This window comes from Peribacillus sp. NPDC058075 (assembly GCF_042885195.1).
GTDB lineage: Bacteria > Bacillota > Bacilli > Bacillales > DSM-1321 > Peribacillus.
On sequence record NZ_JBHVSL010000001.1, the window covers coordinates 1570246 to 1585926 of the forward strand.

The following is a 15681-nucleotide window of genomic DNA, read 5'->3' on the forward strand; positions in this document are numbered from 1 at the left end:
ACAATATTTATCAAAAAAATCGTTTCAGCGCGTAAGATAGCCCTCCATATAGTTTCCTATATGACAGTCCTGTATTTATTCAATAGCAGAACCAGCTTCAAGAACATGAGATTCTTTCCGCTTCGGCAAATTCCCCTTTCCACAATAGTCATAGGATCTCATTCTCCTCAAAATGTGTACTAATGGTCTTTGCTCCTCTATCCTCACTTCAAAAAGTACGAAGTAAGAAAATATTTAATTGACTGTAATATAACAAGGAATCCTTTCTATTGCAAGGCATATTTTAGAAATATTTTTTTAGAACTCATGGATGATCAATGGAATGGAGACGGTATAGGGCTGTATTCATCTTTTTTAGTAACTCAAAATTAATAGTTTTATAAAACAAACTGTATGAAAAGTTTCACCCTTTTTATCGTCAGTTTTGACAATAGATATAGCTTAAAGAAGGTATCAAGGTGGGGAGGACAGCAAGATAAGAAAATCCGTGACGTGGGAAGCAAGAAAACGATCGCTTCATTAGTAAGTAGGGCCCACTGATACAAAATTGGAACGAGATACAGCATACGTATCTCTTTCCAAAGCCATTAAGATTCGTGGGGTTGTTAACAAAGAAAATTGATCACGCATTGAACTGCGCAATGGACTAAATCAAAATGAGTAAAGATGGCAAAAATGTACGTAATTATACCGTCGTTAACAGAAAGTTTGCATTAGTACCTCATTAATAACGACCAGTGTTCGCATGAGAGCCCCACTTGAAGAATAAATACCTGCTTTGGCCAAAGCATTATACGGATCTAAATTCCATAATTGTGCAGTATTACCGGACGTTTGACCTTTCTTTATCCATCCGTTACCGCCGGAACTAGCGCAACTTGTAAATGCTCTCTTAGTCGTGCCATTAAAACTGTCACCCCAAACATTTGCATAATAATCGTAAGGAGCAGACGAATAAAACTTTAAGTAACCCCACGCCGTATGACAATACGCACTGCCTTTTAGCTGCACATATCCAATTTTCACACCGTTTTTATAGATATATTCTGTTTCATAGGTGATTGGGCTTTTAGAGGCACAGCCTGTCGAATAAGGGTTTGTATTATCGTAGGACAGTTCGGCGGAAAGGGAGCGGTTTTTAGAGTTCAGATCTTCAAATAAAAAAATATAGATCTACAATAGAATAGGATTTTTTCTGTGTATTTTAGAAAATTTTAAGATTTGTGTGATATGTTTTTTTAAATACTAAGAAAAGTAATCGTGGGAAACATTTTTTTATGCAAGAACAGCAGATAAACAACTTTTCTATAAAAGAGTAAACGAAAGATCGATACGGGGTGAAAATATTTGTCAATTAAAATGAGGTTTCTATTGTCCTACGTTGGCGTAATCCTTATTTCCATCACTTTGTTTTTAGCAGCTGGATTTTTACTTATTTTTGCAATAACCGGTGATGTTAAAGCGATAGAGCATTTATACAAAAAGTCTTATCTCCAAAAACCTTTGACTGCAGTAGAGGAAAGTGTGTTTCTCGATTTAAAGCTTTTGGCAAAAAATAACCCTGAGCAGCTTCTAAACGAAGAACAGCTGAAGAAGATTGAACATGGAGATGTTAAGATTGTCGTTAGAAAAGGTAAAAACATTGAGTATGCGTCCCAAACACTAGATAAGCTAGGTTTGATACAATCACTTCCCAAGTTCGAAGAAACGAACATCAATACGCGGGACACAATCAAAATGAAAGACTCTTTTTTCACTTATGTGAAGTTTGATTATTATTTTTCGGATAAAAGTGAAGGAAGTATTTTTGTATTGAGAAAGGCAAGTTCATATGCCGAGCTGACTCGAGAACTCTTTCCCATTTTATTCGCACTATTATTATTACTGTTTGTAATGATTATTGGACTATTAAATTATTTAGTTTCACGTAGTATCATCAAACCGATCTCCATTCTTAAAGAAGGAGCAGAGCGGATAAAATCAGGAGATTTAAACTTTGAAATTAAAGCGACTTCGAAAGATGAAATCGGACAATTGAATAGAGCGTTTGAGGAAATGAGAAAAAAGTTAAAAGAGTCCGTAAGCATTCAGCTTCAGTATGAGGAAAATCGCAAAGAGCTTCTCTCCAATATTTCCCATGATTTGAAGACACCGATCACTTCGATTATGGGATATGTTGAGGGGATTAAAGACGGAGTAGCAAACACCCCACAGAAAATGGACAAGTATTTATCGACTGTATACCTTAAAGCAAGAGATATGGATTCATTGATAGATGAATTATTTTTATTTTCCAAGTTGGATTTGAAAAAAGAACCATTCACTTTTGAAACGGTCAGATTAGATAAATATTTAAAAGATTACGTAGAAGAACTTCAACTGGATTTACTTCAACTAGGGATCCGGATTGAACTTCATCAGGTGAATAAACCGATATACGTGACAGCGGATAGAGAGAAACTGAAACGCGTATTGGCCAACCTGATCAGCAATTGTGTAAAGTATATGAAAAAAGATGAAAAACACATTTCCATTTCTCTGCATGAAGGACTATATGATGTTGTTGTACAAGTAACGGATAATGGCTATGGAATAGGATCTTCTGCTTTGCCTTATATATTTAACCGCTTTTATCGTGCCGAGGAATCTAGAAATTCTCGAACAGGTGGAAGTGGTTTAGGACTTGCGATTGCAAAAGAAATTATCGGCGAGCATGGTGGAGATATTTGGGCTACTAGTGAGATAGGAAAAGGTACAAGTGTCTTTTTTTCCATAAAGAAAGGTGAGGAAATGTGAAAAAGATATTACTTATTGAAGACGAAGTCAGTATTGCGGAATTACAAAGGGATTATTTGGAAATTAATGACTTTAGTGTCGATATTCAACATACTGGTGATGCAGGTCTCCAACAGGCCCTTCAAGGAAATTATCATTTAATCATTCTGGATATCATGCTTCCAGGGTTGAATGGATTTGAGATATGTAAACAAATACGTGCTGTCAAGAATATCCCGATTTTGCTTGTATCCGCCAAAAAGGAAGATATCGATAAAATTCGGGGGCTTGGTCTAGGGGCAGATGATTATATTACAAAACCATTTAGTCCAAGTGAACTAGTTGCAAGAGTGAAAGCGCATATAGCGAGGTATGAACGTTTATCAGGAAGTCACCCTAAATCTAATTCAATCTATGTTCATGGAATTTCAATTGATAAGTCAGCACGCAGAGTTCACATAAACGGAGAAGTGGTTCCGTTTACAACAAAGGAATTCGATACTTTAGTGTTTTTTGTCATGCATCCGAATCAAGTATTAAGCAAAGAGCAGCTTTATGAAAATATTTGGGGCTTCGAATCGGCAGCAGATGTTTCGACCGTCACCGTCCATATCAGGAAGCTACGTGAAAAAATTGAAAGAAATCCTGCACATCCCAAATTTTTGGAAACCGTTTGGGGAGCAGGGTATCGCTTCAATGTTTAAATAGCATGTTAAGGACCCGTCACGAAGGTGGCGGGATTTTTTTATAAACATTAAGAAATTTTTTGAATAAGTTAATCATTTTTTAAGAAATTGTTTAGAGGGAGTTTAAGGTTAAGCATTAACATAATGAAGACGGAATAAGTAAGCAAATAAAATAAAAGGGAGAAAAAAACATGATGGAACCTAAAGAACATGTCAATTTTGCTACATAAGAATGACGGGAAATCCTTTTGCGGCTGTGAAGTACAAACAGGGAAAGGATGGTGTGGTTCATGTGGAGGTGGCTAACGATTGTTATCGGAAGCCTTTTCATCCTTCAAGGCTGTGTCTTGGATAATGAAGTAAAGTTAAATAAACAAGAAAAGGAGACAGGCAAGAGAATGAATGAACAATTGATTCAAGCTGTAGAACGTAAAGAAACGGAAAGAATAAGAAGTTTGATTGAGCAAGGTGCAGATATAAATACACAGGACTCGGAAGGGCGAACCTCCACTATGATTGCGACTTATAACCATGATGTAGAGACAGCAAAAATACTTATTGAAGCGGGTGCAGACGTCAACATACAGGATGACATGAAAAATAGCCCCTTTTTGTATGCCGGTGCTGAAGGTTATATAGATATACTTAAACTTGCCATTGAAGCAGGTGCAGACCCCACTATAACCAACCGTTATGGAGGAACGGCTTTAATCCCTGCTTCTGAACATGGTTATGTAGAAGTTATGAAAGAACTTCTTTCTAAAACTGATATTGATGTGAATCATGTGAATGATCTCGGCTGGACCGCTTTGCTAGAAGCTATCATTTTAAATGATGGTGATGGAAAACAACAGCAAACCGTGCAATTGCTAATCGATCATGGAGCAGATGTCAATATCCCCGATGATAGTAGTATGACACCTTTACAACATGCCCGCGAGAAAGGGTTTAAGGAAATCGAACAAATTTTACTTTCGGCAGGAGCAAAATAACCAGATCGCTGTTTTTTTCAATTTGTAATATCAATTGCACTACAAAAAAACACAATATGATGAGGAGACGAAAAGAATGAATAAAAAAGCAAAAATTTCATCAGCTATACTACTTGGGTTAACATTGGTCATAACAGGATGTAACACAAGCGCACAAGACAATAAAAGTGCTCAGAAGCAGGAACAAACTGCAAAACAGAGTAAACAAGAAAAAAAGTTAACAGCAGGAGAGGAAATGACTAACGTTCTTACTAGCACGAATTGGCAAGGAACAAAAGTTTATGATAAAAATAATAATGACTTAACAAAGGAGAATGCAAGCTTCATTGGTCTAGCTAAATATGATGATGAAGCATCAAGATATGAATTTTTTGATAAAAATACTAAAAAAACTCGAGGTGATAAAGGAACTTTCTTTATCACGAATGGAAAGATTCGGGTGTTAATTTCAGAATCAATGGGCTACCAAGCCGTTGTAGAAATAACTGAACTGAATAAGGATATGTTCACTTATAAAAGAATGGGCAAAGATGCAAATGGGAACGACGTAGAAGTGTTCGTCGATCATATTCCTTATACTGAAACAGAACTTTCCTTTACTGATCCAGACAAAAATTTGGAAACTTACACAGGGGATGTAGTTACAGACGTTGATGGAGACAAAATTTTATCAAGCACCACTTGGATAGGTACAGCGGCATTGGATGAAAAGGGAAATGATGTATCAAGCTATAACTCGAATTATTTAGGTCTGGCAAAATATGATGATAAAACAAATAAGTATGAATTTTTTGATGCTAAAACCGGTGAAAGCCGTGGTGATTACGGTTATTACGATGTTGTCCATGGAAATAAGATTAGAGCCCATGTTTCCCAAGGGGAAAATAAGTATGGTGCCGTTCTTGAACTTACGGAGCTTAATGAAAATAAATTCACTTATAAACGAATCGGTAAAGATAAAGAAGGCAATGATATAACGATAACAGTTGAGCATATACCTTATGAAGGTGATTTGAAACTAAAATCAACTAAGTAAATAAAAAAGGGATTTTGCAATAATAGCAAAATCCCTTTTTTGATATAGTAATAGAATGTCATTCAAACTTATTACGCGTTAAACTGTTCAACAGATGTTTCCAGGTCATTAGCGAGCTTTACCATTGAAGTGGTTGAGAAGGAAATGTCCTCCATGGATTTCGCTTGTTGATCGGTTGATTGTGCCACTTGCTTTGAAGCCACTGCCGTTTCCCTTGTTAACCCTGCAAAATCTTCGATCGAAGCATTGATTTCTTGAGAACTTGCTGCCATTTGCTCTGTAATGGCGGATATTTCTTGAATCTGATCACTAACATGTTCAAAAGATTTTATGGTCTGTTTAAATGTTTCCCTTGTATTCAGGACATACTTTGTCCCTTCCTCCACTTCTTTAGTTCCAGTTTCCATCATTTTCACCGATTCATTTATGATGGATTTAAAATGAAGCAGGGACTCTTGTATATTGATCGCAGATTCCTTCGTGCCAACTGCCAATTTCCGTACCTCGTTCGATACCACAGCAAAACCTTTACCCTGTTCACCGGCTCTAGCTGCTTCAATGGCCGCATTTAATGACAGCAGGTTTGTTTGCTCGGCAATTCCCGTAATTACATGTACAATATTCACAATCTCATTTGCTTGTTCGTCCAATTTCTTTATTTCTGAACTTGTTTGCAGCATAACATCTTTTACTTGCAGAATTTGATTTGAGAGTTCATTTATATCTTTATTTCCAATGGACATTCTAGTTGAAACATGATTTGTCTGTTCGCTGACTTCTGAAGAAGCTTCGGCAATTTTTTGTATCCCTATGGTCATTTCCTCGATGACCCTCGATGATTCTTCACTTCTGTGCAATTGTACTTCAGCAGCCCCTGCAACTTGCTGAATGCCCTTAACGATATATTGTGTGGAAGTATCCATTTCTTTGATTTTGTGCTCGATATCACTTGATGATTCCAATAGCTGGAAAGATGAGTTTTTCATGGAGTTGACGATCATAGTCGTATGGGTGATCATCTCTTCAAAGGATTCCACTAAAACCATGATTTCGTCGTTTCCCTTAACCCTTGTGTTGCTAATCAGTTTATTGGCTGATAATAAATTTCCATTTGAGATTTCCTTTGCAGCCATGCTGACCTTGATTAAGGGGCTTAACTTTCTAGTCAAGAACCATATTAAAGCACCCACAACAATTGCCATTAAGATTACATTGATTACTATCATCAGGGGAAGGATGCCACCCAGTACCTTGCCGGTCGTAGCATCGACTTTACTGGCATCAATATCCACCCCTAGTATTCCAATGACCTCGTCCCCTTTCTTTATGGGAACAAAAACGGATAAATAGTCACCATATTCAGGATCATGAACGATGGAAGTGGTAGAAACCTTTCCCCTCATGACGCTTTCTACATCCTGATAGGAAGTTACGGTTGTGGGGGTTGAAATGGGAGATGCTTTTTTATCTTCCTTACCCATTCCATCTATAAGAATATGGACTTTTTCGCTGCTTTCGTATATCCCCAATGTATAGACATATAATGCTCCAGTTTTTTGTTTATAATCGTCTAACTGTTCGCGTATCTCCCAATATGTAGAGGTTTCGGATTGATTACTTAAAAAATCGGCATAAGATGTTGCATTTATTCCTTGAGCGATATTGCTTGCGATGTCTAAGCTGCTCATAGCGATTGTTTTCTCAACCGTATCATTTGTACTTTTATACATCAATAGTAAACTTCCAATTAATATAATGACCATGCCTGTTAAAAGAACAAAACCTATTTTCGTACTGAGTTTATTCATCTTTGTTTATTCCTTCCCCGTGTTATATATTAACCATGTTTTATATATCGGTAATAATTGAATATATTTAATGAGACTTTAAAAGCTTCGGTTGGAGTATTGTAACTTTTCAAAAGAGAAAAAAGTATAAATCTTTAAAAATGGAAAATAACTTTTGCAGGAAAGACACGGGTTAAAATATACAAACGATTACCGCTTTGATTCAAGAAAAATATATTCTTAAGACCGATTTTTCAGCAGGAAAAACAAACTTCCCGATTAAAAGCTCAATTAAAAGGAGTGGAATGTATATGAAGGTAAACCTGATTGGTATGTTCGATTCTTTATCCTATAAATATCTTAGTATAGAAAAAATGCATCTTTCCGATTCTGACTCTATAAATCTTTACTGAAAAGGATTAGATTAATAAATGTTGATTTTCTAAATATTAATTAGTGAAAAATAAAGGATTTGTTAAATTGTTATAAAATTCAAAAAAATGGTTTGACATTAGTAAAAATGGAAGCTTATAATCAACGTAAGATTTCAAATTTAAAAACTGAGTTTTATATTATAGAACGAATTAACTTTCATGTTAGTAAAAGTAACCGTTTAAAAAGTTATGAAACAACTTGAAACGCAACTAGAAGTAAAGTGTTTTCCTTACTCCGCATAAAACAAAAACGGAGTTTTATAATATAAAACAATTTAACTTTGGCTTATACAAGGGTGAGGAGAAATTCTTAAAATCAGTCATAAATGATAACGCTTACAAAAAAACTTTTGGGAGGGTTTTTATTGAAAAAAAGAAAGCCTTTTGTATTCTCCACAAGCTTAACTCTTGCAGCAGCATTACTTTTATCTGGATGTGGTGGAGGTGAGGGAGAAAAAACCAGCGGATCTGGCGTTGAAAAGAAAACGATAAAAGTGGCAAATTATTTTGCTGAAAACCACCCTCAAAACATTGCCTTGAGAGAAAAATTCGAAAAAATAGTAGAGAAAGAGAGTAATGGTGAACTAGAGGTTCGGATTTATGCGAACAGTACTTTAGGTGCAGAAAAAGAATTTTATGACGGCGTCAGAAACGGAACGATTGAAATGGGTGTTCCAGGACTAATTATGCAGTCGGACATTCCGAAAATGGGTGTTCCGGAATGGCCCTTCCTATTTAGGGATTATGATCATGTAAAGAAGGTATTGAATGGACCTATCGGAGAAGAATTGACAGAAGATCTTGATCCAAAACATGGAGTGACACCGCTCGCATGGAGTGCAAATGGATTTAGGATGTTTTCGAGTAATCGTCCAATTAAGAGTATGAAAGATTTTGATGGACTTCGACTCAGAATGCCTAACATTCCGAATTACATAAAACTAGGTGAATCATTGGGGGCAAACGTTAGTCCATTACCAATTTCAGAGGTTTTTACCGCACTTGAACAAAAGGTAGTGGATGCTCAAGATAATCCCATTGCCACGCTGAGATCCTCGGGATGGAATGAAGTTCAAAGTGATGTACTAGAATCCAAGCATATGTTCAGCCCCAATATTTACATTATTAATAGCAAATTCTATAAAGGGCTGACAAAGGAGCAACAAACCATCATTCAAAAAGCAGCTAAAGAGTCTGCAGCATATGAGTTTGATTTGATGGAAAAGAGTTATGAAGATGACAAAGCATATCTTAAGGATAATGGAATCAAATTCACTAAGCCTGACGAAGAATTTTTACAAAAAATGTTAAAAGCATCTCAGCCTGTTTATGATGAAGTTTTTGAGGAAAATGACTGGGCGGAAGAGCTTGTAGGAAAAATAAAAGCAGAATGAAGCAGACGCTTTAGATAGGAAGGGGGAGATGTATAGGTGAAAAAAATTTCCAGAACCCTAGAAAATTCGTTGAACATTATTATGGCAGCAGCTTTAGCCATTATGATCGTACTCGTATTTGGTAATGTAGTACTTCGTTATTTCTTTAATTCAGGGATTACTTGGTCAGAAGAAATGTCAAGGTATCTCTTTATTTGGTTAACGTTCCTTGGCGCCATCGGAGCTTTCAAAAACAAAGAACACTTAGGTGTCGACATGGTCATTAAACGGCTCCCGAATAAAATGAAAAAAGTGGTACTTGTTATTAGTGATTTGATGATGTTATTCGTTCTTCTCTTAATCCTGGATGGAAGCTGGAAAATGACGATGATAAACATTGATAGTGCTGCACCGGCAACTGGAATGCCACTGGCTTTTGTATATGGGACAGGTATTCTTGTAAGTATTTCAATGGGTGGCATGATCATTTTCAATTTGTATCGGATTTTCTTCAATAAAATTAAAGACGAAGAATTGGTGATGATAAGTGAGTCAGAAGAGCTAATTTCCCTCCAGGCTGATGAATTTGAGTCAGATATTAGGATAGTTAAGGAGGAGAAGCAGGGATGATAGGAGTATTTGTCGGATCTTTACTGGGAGCCATGGGACTTGGAATACCTATTGCGTTTGCCTTACTTGTTAGTAGCGTAGTGCTAATGTACTTTCTAGGTATTTTTGATAGTCAAATAATCGCACAAAACCTAATCAGTGGCGCGGATAACTTTCCTCTAATGGCCATACCGTTCTTTATGCTGGCAGGAGAGGCGATGAATCGAGGCGGTTTATCACGGCGTATCGTTGAGATGGCCATGAATTTGGTTGGCCATATCAAGGGTGGCCTTGGCTATGTTGCGATTATTGCGAGTGTATTGTTTGCGAGTTTATCAGGATCTGCTGTTGCCGATACAGCCGCGCTTGGGGCTATATTAATTCCAATGATGGTGAAGTCAGGTTATGATGTGAACCGGTCAAGTGGGTTGATTGCATCCGGTGGTATCATTGCCCCGATCATCCCGCCAAGTATTGGCTTTATCATTTTCGGTGTTGCGAGTGGTGTGTCCATTACAAAGCTGTTCATGGCAGGAATCGTTCCAGGTATTTTACTAGCGGTTGGACTTACGGTTACCTGGGCGATTGTTGCACGAAAAGATAAAGTCGCCGTTAACCCCCGAGCTTCAGCAAAAGAAATACTTACTTCTCTTCGTCAAGGCATTTGGGCTCTATTCCTGCCCGTCATTATCATTGGCGGACTGAAATTCGGTTTATTTACACCGACTGAAGCGGCTGTGGTGGCTGCTGTCTATGCAATATTTGTCGGTCTTGTAATCTATCGCGAAATGAAAGTGAAAGATTTGTATGAGGTCTTTGTTCATGCAGGAAAAATGACGAGTGTTGTCATGTTTCTGGTCGCCGCGGCACTCGTGTCATCCTGGCTGATAACTGTAGCCGATTTACCTGGGCAGGTAATTGGATTGCTGGAACCATTTATGGATCATCCGTTCCTTCTATTAATAATGATAAACCTACTGGTCATCGTAGTTGGAACTGCTATGGATATGACACCGACAATCCTTATTCTAACCCCTGTATTGATGCCATTGGTGGTCGCTGCAGGTATTGATCCAGTTTACTTTGGTGTCCTGTTTATCCTGAATAACGCCATCGGTTTACTAACACCACCTGTCGGAACCGTTTTAAATGTCATGTGCGGCATAAGTAAGATCAGTATGGAAGATATCATGAAGGGGATTTGGCCTTTCTTGCTCGTTGAAGTGATTGTATTGATCTTGTTGATTTTGTTTCCTTCCTTAGTGCTAGTTCCTCTAGAATGGTTTACTTCCTAAAGGAAATTATCAATTAATTGGTCTGTATGCTGATATTCATCTTATTTATTAGGAGGAAAATGAAAATGAAAATGAATAATTTGTTCAAACGTTTGGCGATTGGTGTTTTACTGCCTTCATTACTGCTTTTAAGCGCTTGCGGAAGCGGACAAAGTGAAAGCGCTTCAGCTGACGGTATTCAGAAAAGAACAATCAAAGCAGGGATCGGAAATAGTAAATTGCATCCACAAGGAAAAGGAATGGAGAAATTCAAAGAACTGGTTGAAGAAAAAAGCGGGGGGAAAATGAAAGTCCAAAACTTTTTTGATGCCACCCTCGGAGATGATCAGAAAATGACAGAAGCTCTTCAAGGCGGCTTACAGGAAGTAACTGTTCCTTCAACTTCACCACTTGTTGGTATGATTAAGGAATTTGGAATTTATGACTTCCCATTTGTCTTTAATAATGAAGAAGAAGCTTATTCAGTACTTGATGGTGCAGTAGGAAAAAAACTTTTGGATAAGTTACCGGAACATGATTTAGTAGGTTTGGGATACTGGGAAAATGGTTTCCGAAACTTAACCAACAGCAAGCACCCTGTTAAAACGGCTGAAGATTTCAAAGGGCTTAAACTTCGTACCATGCAAAATGAAGTGCATTTAGATGCATTTTCAAAATTAGGGGCGAATCCATCGCCGATGGCTTTTTCAGAAGTATTTACTGCACTGGAAACAGGTACTGTTGACGGTCAGGAGAATCCACTGGCAACAATTCAAACGCAAAAATATAATGAAGTGCAAGAATACTTAAGTCTTACTAATCATGTTTATACACCATTTGTTTTCCTTGTAAGTAAAAAGTTCTGGGATGACCTATCAGAACAAGAGCAAAAAATCATGAGTGAGGCTGCACAAGAGGCTGGAAAGTATCAACGGGAAATTAACCAAAAAGAAAATGAAAAAGCACTTAAGTATCTAAAAGAAGAAGGAATGAAAGTCAATGAAGTAGAGCCGGAAGAAATAGAAAAAATGAAGAAAGCCATTCAACCAGTGACGGACGAATATGCTCAAAAATTCGGGCCGGATCTTGTAGAGGAAATGATGAGCGAAGTTGAAAAAGTACGCGGTAAATAATCCAGACTGTTTGGAGGATAGAAAATGGATATTATCTCTGAACTTTTACGTGAAATCCAATTACCGAAAATGGTCAAAGTGAGGCAGAAGTTTCGTACACCTCAAATCGCCGATGTAGCTGGTGAGGTGAAGAAGGCGATAAAAGAAGCAGGTGTCTTATCAAGAATAAAGGAATATGACAGGGTGGCAATTGCAGTAGGAAGCAGAGGGGTAGCGGACCTTCCTACTCTAGTAAAGGAAACGGTGGCTGCCGTTAAGAAGGCTGGCGGTAATCCCTTTATAGTCCCTGCAATGGGAAGTCATGGGGGTGCTACAGCGGAAGGACAAATCGATGTGTTGCTTCAGTTGGGTATTTCAGAAAAATCGGTTGGAGCGCCAATATTGTCATCGATGGAAGTTATTAAACTGGATGAATTGCCAAATGGGCTCCCTGTCTATATTGATAAACTTGCATATGAATCAGATAAAATCATCGTCATTAATCGGATAAAACCACATACGGCATTTCGTGGACCGGTTGAAAGCGGACTAATGAAAATGATTACAATCGGTTTAGGCAAGCAAAAGGGAGCCGAAGCTGCACATGCATACAGCTTTAAGTATATGGCGGAACATGTTCCTGAAATGGCGAAAATTTCTTTAGCGAAAGCTCCTATCATATTTGGTCTTGCGACTATTGAAAACGCCTATGATAAACCAGCGAAAATCGTCGCAGTCCCAGCAGAGGATCTGGAGGAAGTAGAACCGGGACTATTGCTTGAAGCAAAATCATTGATGCCGAAAATACATTTCGATTCGATGGACGTACTTATAGTAAATGAACTAGGAAAGGATATTTCGGGGGATGGAATGGATCCGAATATTACGGGTAACTTCGCCACCCCATATGCTACCGGGGGGCCAGAGGTTAAACGGACTGTTGTACTTGGACTTACTGAAAAAACTCACGGTAATGCAAACGGCATCGGCATGGCTGATATGACGACGAAGGCCGTCATGAATGAAATCGAATGGGAAAAAGGCTATGCCAATGCACTCACAAGCACAGTGACAGATGTAGTAAAGCTCCCGATGTTTTTAGATACGCAGGAATTAGCTGTTAAAGCTGCTATCAAAACGTGCAATGCCTTCAATTTGAATAAAGTGAGAGTCGTAAGAATAAAAAACACGCTTGAAATCAGTGAAATTTGGATTTCTGAAAGCATGATGGAGGAAGCTTTAAAAAACAAAAATATAGAGATCCTTTCAAAACCAGAAGAATTGGCACTAGACTAAAAACCTTCGTTAATATTTTTAGAGAATGGAAGAATTCATTTGAAATCAGAAAAGGAGTGCTGAAATGACACACCTATATCCACTAATTGATAACGGGATAAACCCTTACCGCGATAATGTGCAGGGAAAAGCAAATGAACCCATTACAGTTGCAGGATTGTTGGATCGTTCGAAGCTGACGCTTGGCTCTACGTATGAAGGGGGGAAGCCTGATTGGACGCTTGAAGAAATTTATATGCGGCTAGAGAGGAATGCCCCGCGTATCGCAATAATCGGTGGTTCCTCCGATCATCCGGCCCATATAATGGATTACCAAACGTCAGCACGGGCAGCAATCCGGATCTGGCAAAACGGCGGCGTTCCGTTTCATTTCTCAACACCGGTGATGTGTGATGGCACTGCGCAAAGCAACCAAGGAATGAGTTACTCTCTCCAAAGCAGAAATGCGGTTGCACAAATGGTAGTCAACCAGCTAGAAGCTCACAGTTATCATGGTGCATTCGTCATTCAAGGGTGTGATAAACAGCCTCTTGGTGTTGTAAGTGCACTCGCACATGTTGATCGTGTTCGCCGAAACCGTGGTGAAGCACCCTTTTTCGCAACATTCGCACCTGCTCACGTATTGGAAGGCGGTTCGATTCCAGCTGACGTAATTGAAGAATTGGAAACTCTTGCGAAAAAAGCGGAAAGTAAAGGAGCTACTGATGTAGCCGTTGATTTACGAGATACGATGGCATATATATTGCAATGTTCATCGAATACTGCATTTCAGGGTGTATTTGAACGGGCCTATGAACGAGGAATATTGACGAAGGAACAGCATAAATACTTTGAAATGAGACTTGCTGTAGCAACTTGTGACGGGCAGGGAGGTGTATGTGCCTTCAATGGTACAGGGAACAGTTCACGTCATTTAGTGGCAGGCATGGGTCTCGTTCATCCAGCAGTGGAGCTGTTGACCGATCCACCAACACAACGCCAGATTAACTCGGTGCTTGATAGCTTTGCCGGCATGATAAACGAAGAGCGCTACGGCGTGGCCAACATTGTCGCTGCGAACATAAAAAATGCAATCCGTATTCACAGCGCTTCGGGTGGTTCTACTAACTTAATGATGCATATTGTCGCAGGCATGCTTTATGCAGGATTCAAATTCAGTTTATGGGACCTTGACCGCATTCATCATTCACATCCAATTCCTGACTTATTTGATTACAGTTTGACAGAAGGAAGGGACATTTATTCACTTGCGATGCAGTGTTGCAGCGGGAATAGCAGAGGAATGGAAACACTTTTTCATGAACTTATTGAGAATGGCGTACCAATGGATCAGGATGCGCCGACTGTCGCAGCAAAAACTTGGAAAGAACGTCTTACGATCACAAGTAGCCTAAAAGCGGTTAATGTAAAGGGAAATCAGGTCATTTTATCCAATCCACGCCGTGGATTCAGCGGTGTTGATGTATTAAAAGGAAACTTCTTTGAAAGTGCCGTTGTAAAAATCAGCGGAATGCCGACACCACAGCTTGACCAATTCGACGACAAGCTTGCATTTGTCCTTTATTACGAAAATGAAGATGATGCAAATAAAAGCCTGCTCGATTCAAATCTGCTTTCAAAAATAAAAGAGCAAAAGCTTTTCGAACATAATCTATTGCTAGAATCTCTTAAATACAATAATGAGCCGGAATGGTCTCTTCTAAAAACCGCTACCTATGGGGAGCTATTTGACAGAATGGTTGAAGAAGGCACATTGAAAATTGCGGTTATTATCTCAGGGCAGGGGCCAGTGGCATTCGGAATGCCAGAAATGTTTACACCAATGCAACACATCAATGCAAATCGGGTAATGAAGAAAATCGCTACAATCATTAGCGACGGCCGCTATTCAGGAGTCACATATGGTGCTGCCATTGGACATATGACACCGGAAGCGTATGAAGGCGGCGGCATTGGTTTACTTAAATCAGGGGATGTAATTCACCTTCAGCTTCGTGATCGACGGATTGATTTTGTCGATTCTACTCAACTTCATTCTGGAAAGGTCATTCATGATTTTGCGGATCATATTAAAGAAGAAAGACAATCATTGGCAGTTGAACGCAAGCAGCGGATGAAAGTTAGACAAAAAATGGTTGCGGCCAGCAACAGGATGTTTGGACATACAGATGCAGCTAATGGTGTTGTTCCAATCGCTGTCATTGAGGATGCGGTACATGATTATGAACAAGATATTATAATCCAGGAAAATAAAATAGAAATAAAGTGAGGAATGCTCGTCATAAATCCGATAAGATAAAGGTAGAC

Annotated in this window: 12 protein-coding genes and 1 riboswitch; of the genes, 10 read left to right on the forward strand and 2 right to left on the reverse strand. The window is 38.6% G+C overall.

What is annotated here, in order from left to right:
• Nucleotides 1-29 precede the first annotated feature (29 nt).
• A riboswitch (Lysine riboswitch) is annotated at nt 30-208 on the reverse strand.
• A 488-nt stretch (nt 209-696) separates the two neighbouring features.
• Nucleotides 697-1173 (reverse strand): DUF2690 domain-containing protein, encoded by a 477-nt coding sequence (locus ACFVS1_RS07885; protein ID WP_387549242.1) that lies wholly within the window; start codon nt 1171-1173, stop codon nt 697-699.
• Between the two features lie 174 nt (nt 1174-1347).
• On the opposite strand from ACFVS1_RS07885, the gene ACFVS1_RS07890 reads away from it, so the two are divergent.
• The 4 genes from ACFVS1_RS07890 to ACFVS1_RS07905 all read left to right on the forward strand — a co-directional run bounded on the left by ACFVS1_RS07890 (nt 1348) and on the right by ACFVS1_RS07905 (nt 5489).
• Complete coding sequence (locus tag ACFVS1_RS07890) at nt 1348-2796, forward strand: sensor histidine kinase (protein WP_387546206.1); 1449 nt, start codon at nt 1348-1350, stop codon at nt 2794-2796.
• On the forward strand, nt 2793-3479 hold the full coding sequence (locus ACFVS1_RS07895; protein WP_352922941.1) for a response regulator transcription factor: 687 nt from the start codon (nt 2793-2795) through the stop codon (nt 3477-3479). Before ACFVS1_RS07890 ends, ACFVS1_RS07895 begins: the two co-directional genes overlap by 4 nt.
• Nucleotides 3480-3751: 272 nt before the next feature.
• Entirely contained in the window at nt 3752-4453 is a 702-nt protein-coding gene (locus tag ACFVS1_RS07900; protein ID WP_387546208.1) for an ankyrin repeat domain-containing protein, read from the forward strand.
• Between the two features lie 76 nt (nt 4454-4529).
• The gene (locus ACFVS1_RS07905) at nt 4530-5489 is read left to right on the forward strand and encodes a DUF4822 domain-containing protein (protein ID WP_387546210.1); all 960 of its coding nucleotides are present in this window, start codon (nt 4530-4532) and stop codon (nt 5487-5489) included.
• Between the two features lie 71 nt (nt 5490-5560).
• Here ACFVS1_RS07905 and ACFVS1_RS07910 read toward each other — a convergent pair whose 3' ends face one another.
• On the reverse strand, nt 5561-7297 hold the full coding sequence (locus ACFVS1_RS07910) for a methyl-accepting chemotaxis protein (protein WP_387546212.1): 1737 nt from the start codon (nt 7295-7297) through the stop codon (nt 5561-5563).
• Between the two features lie 778 nt (nt 7298-8075).
• On the opposite strand from ACFVS1_RS07910, the gene ACFVS1_RS07915 reads away from it, so the two are divergent.
• The 6 genes from ACFVS1_RS07915 to ACFVS1_RS07940 all read left to right on the forward strand — a co-directional run bounded on the left by ACFVS1_RS07915 (nt 8076) and on the right by ACFVS1_RS07940 (nt 15643).
• The gene (locus ACFVS1_RS07915) at nt 8076-9104 is read left to right on the forward strand and encodes a TRAP transporter substrate-binding protein (protein ID WP_387546214.1); all 1029 of its coding nucleotides are present in this window, start codon (nt 8076-8078) and stop codon (nt 9102-9104) included.
• 36 nt (nt 9105-9140) lie between these two features.
• Nucleotides 9141-9713, forward strand: a complete 573-nt coding sequence (locus ACFVS1_RS07920; RefSeq protein WP_387546217.1) for a TRAP transporter small permease — start codon at nt 9141-9143, stop codon at nt 9711-9713.
• The gene (locus tag ACFVS1_RS07925; protein ID WP_352922955.1) at nt 9710-10987 is read left to right on the forward strand and encodes a TRAP transporter large permease; all 1278 of its coding nucleotides are present in this window, start codon (nt 9710-9712) and stop codon (nt 10985-10987) included. The genes ACFVS1_RS07920 and ACFVS1_RS07925 overlap by 4 nt, the downstream gene beginning before the upstream one ends.
• A gap of 65 nt (nt 10988-11052) precedes the next feature.
• Entirely contained in the window at nt 11053-12099 is a 1047-nt protein-coding gene (locus ACFVS1_RS07930; RefSeq protein WP_352922957.1) for a TRAP transporter substrate-binding protein, read from the forward strand.
• A 24-nt stretch (nt 12100-12123) separates the two neighbouring features.
• Nucleotides 12124-13374, forward strand: coding sequence for a nickel pincer cofactor-dependent isomerase, group 22 (locus ACFVS1_RS07935; protein ID WP_387546220.1), 1251 nt, complete (start codon nt 12124-12126; stop codon nt 13372-13374).
• 64 nt (nt 13375-13438) lie between these two features.
• Nucleotides 13439-15643 (forward strand): dihydroxy-acid dehydratase domain-containing protein, encoded by a 2205-nt coding sequence (locus ACFVS1_RS07940; RefSeq protein WP_387546223.1) that lies wholly within the window; start codon nt 13439-13441, stop codon nt 15641-15643.
• The last annotated feature ends 38 nt before the right edge of the window (nt 15644-15681 follow it).

What these genes read in the sequence shown, in the direction of transcription:
- ACFVS1_RS07905 (WP_387546210.1), top strand. Translation starts at nt 4,530, where the DNA reads ATGAATAAAAAAGCAAAAATTTCATCAGCTATACTACTTGGGTTAACA.
- ACFVS1_RS07910 (WP_387546212.1), bottom strand. Translation starts at nt 7,297, where the DNA reads ATGAATAAACTCAGTACGAAAATAGGTTTTGTTCTTTTAACAGGCATG.
- ACFVS1_RS07900 (WP_387546208.1), top strand. Translation starts at nt 3,752, where the DNA reads ATGTGGAGGTGGCTAACGATTGTTATCGGAAGCCTTTTCATCCTTCAA.
- ACFVS1_RS07925 (WP_352922955.1), top strand. Translation starts at nt 9,710, where the DNA reads ATGATAGGAGTATTTGTCGGATCTTTACTGGGAGCCATGGGACTTGGA.
- ACFVS1_RS07935 (WP_387546220.1), top strand. Translation starts at nt 12,124, where the DNA reads ATGGATATTATCTCTGAACTTTTACGTGAAATCCAATTACCGAAAATG.
- ACFVS1_RS07930 (WP_352922957.1), top strand. Translation starts at nt 11,053, where the DNA reads ATGAAAATGAATAATTTGTTCAAACGTTTGGCGATTGGTGTTTTACTG.
- ACFVS1_RS07940 (WP_387546223.1), top strand. Translation starts at nt 13,439, where the DNA reads ATGACACACCTATATCCACTAATTGATAACGGGATAAACCCTTACCGC.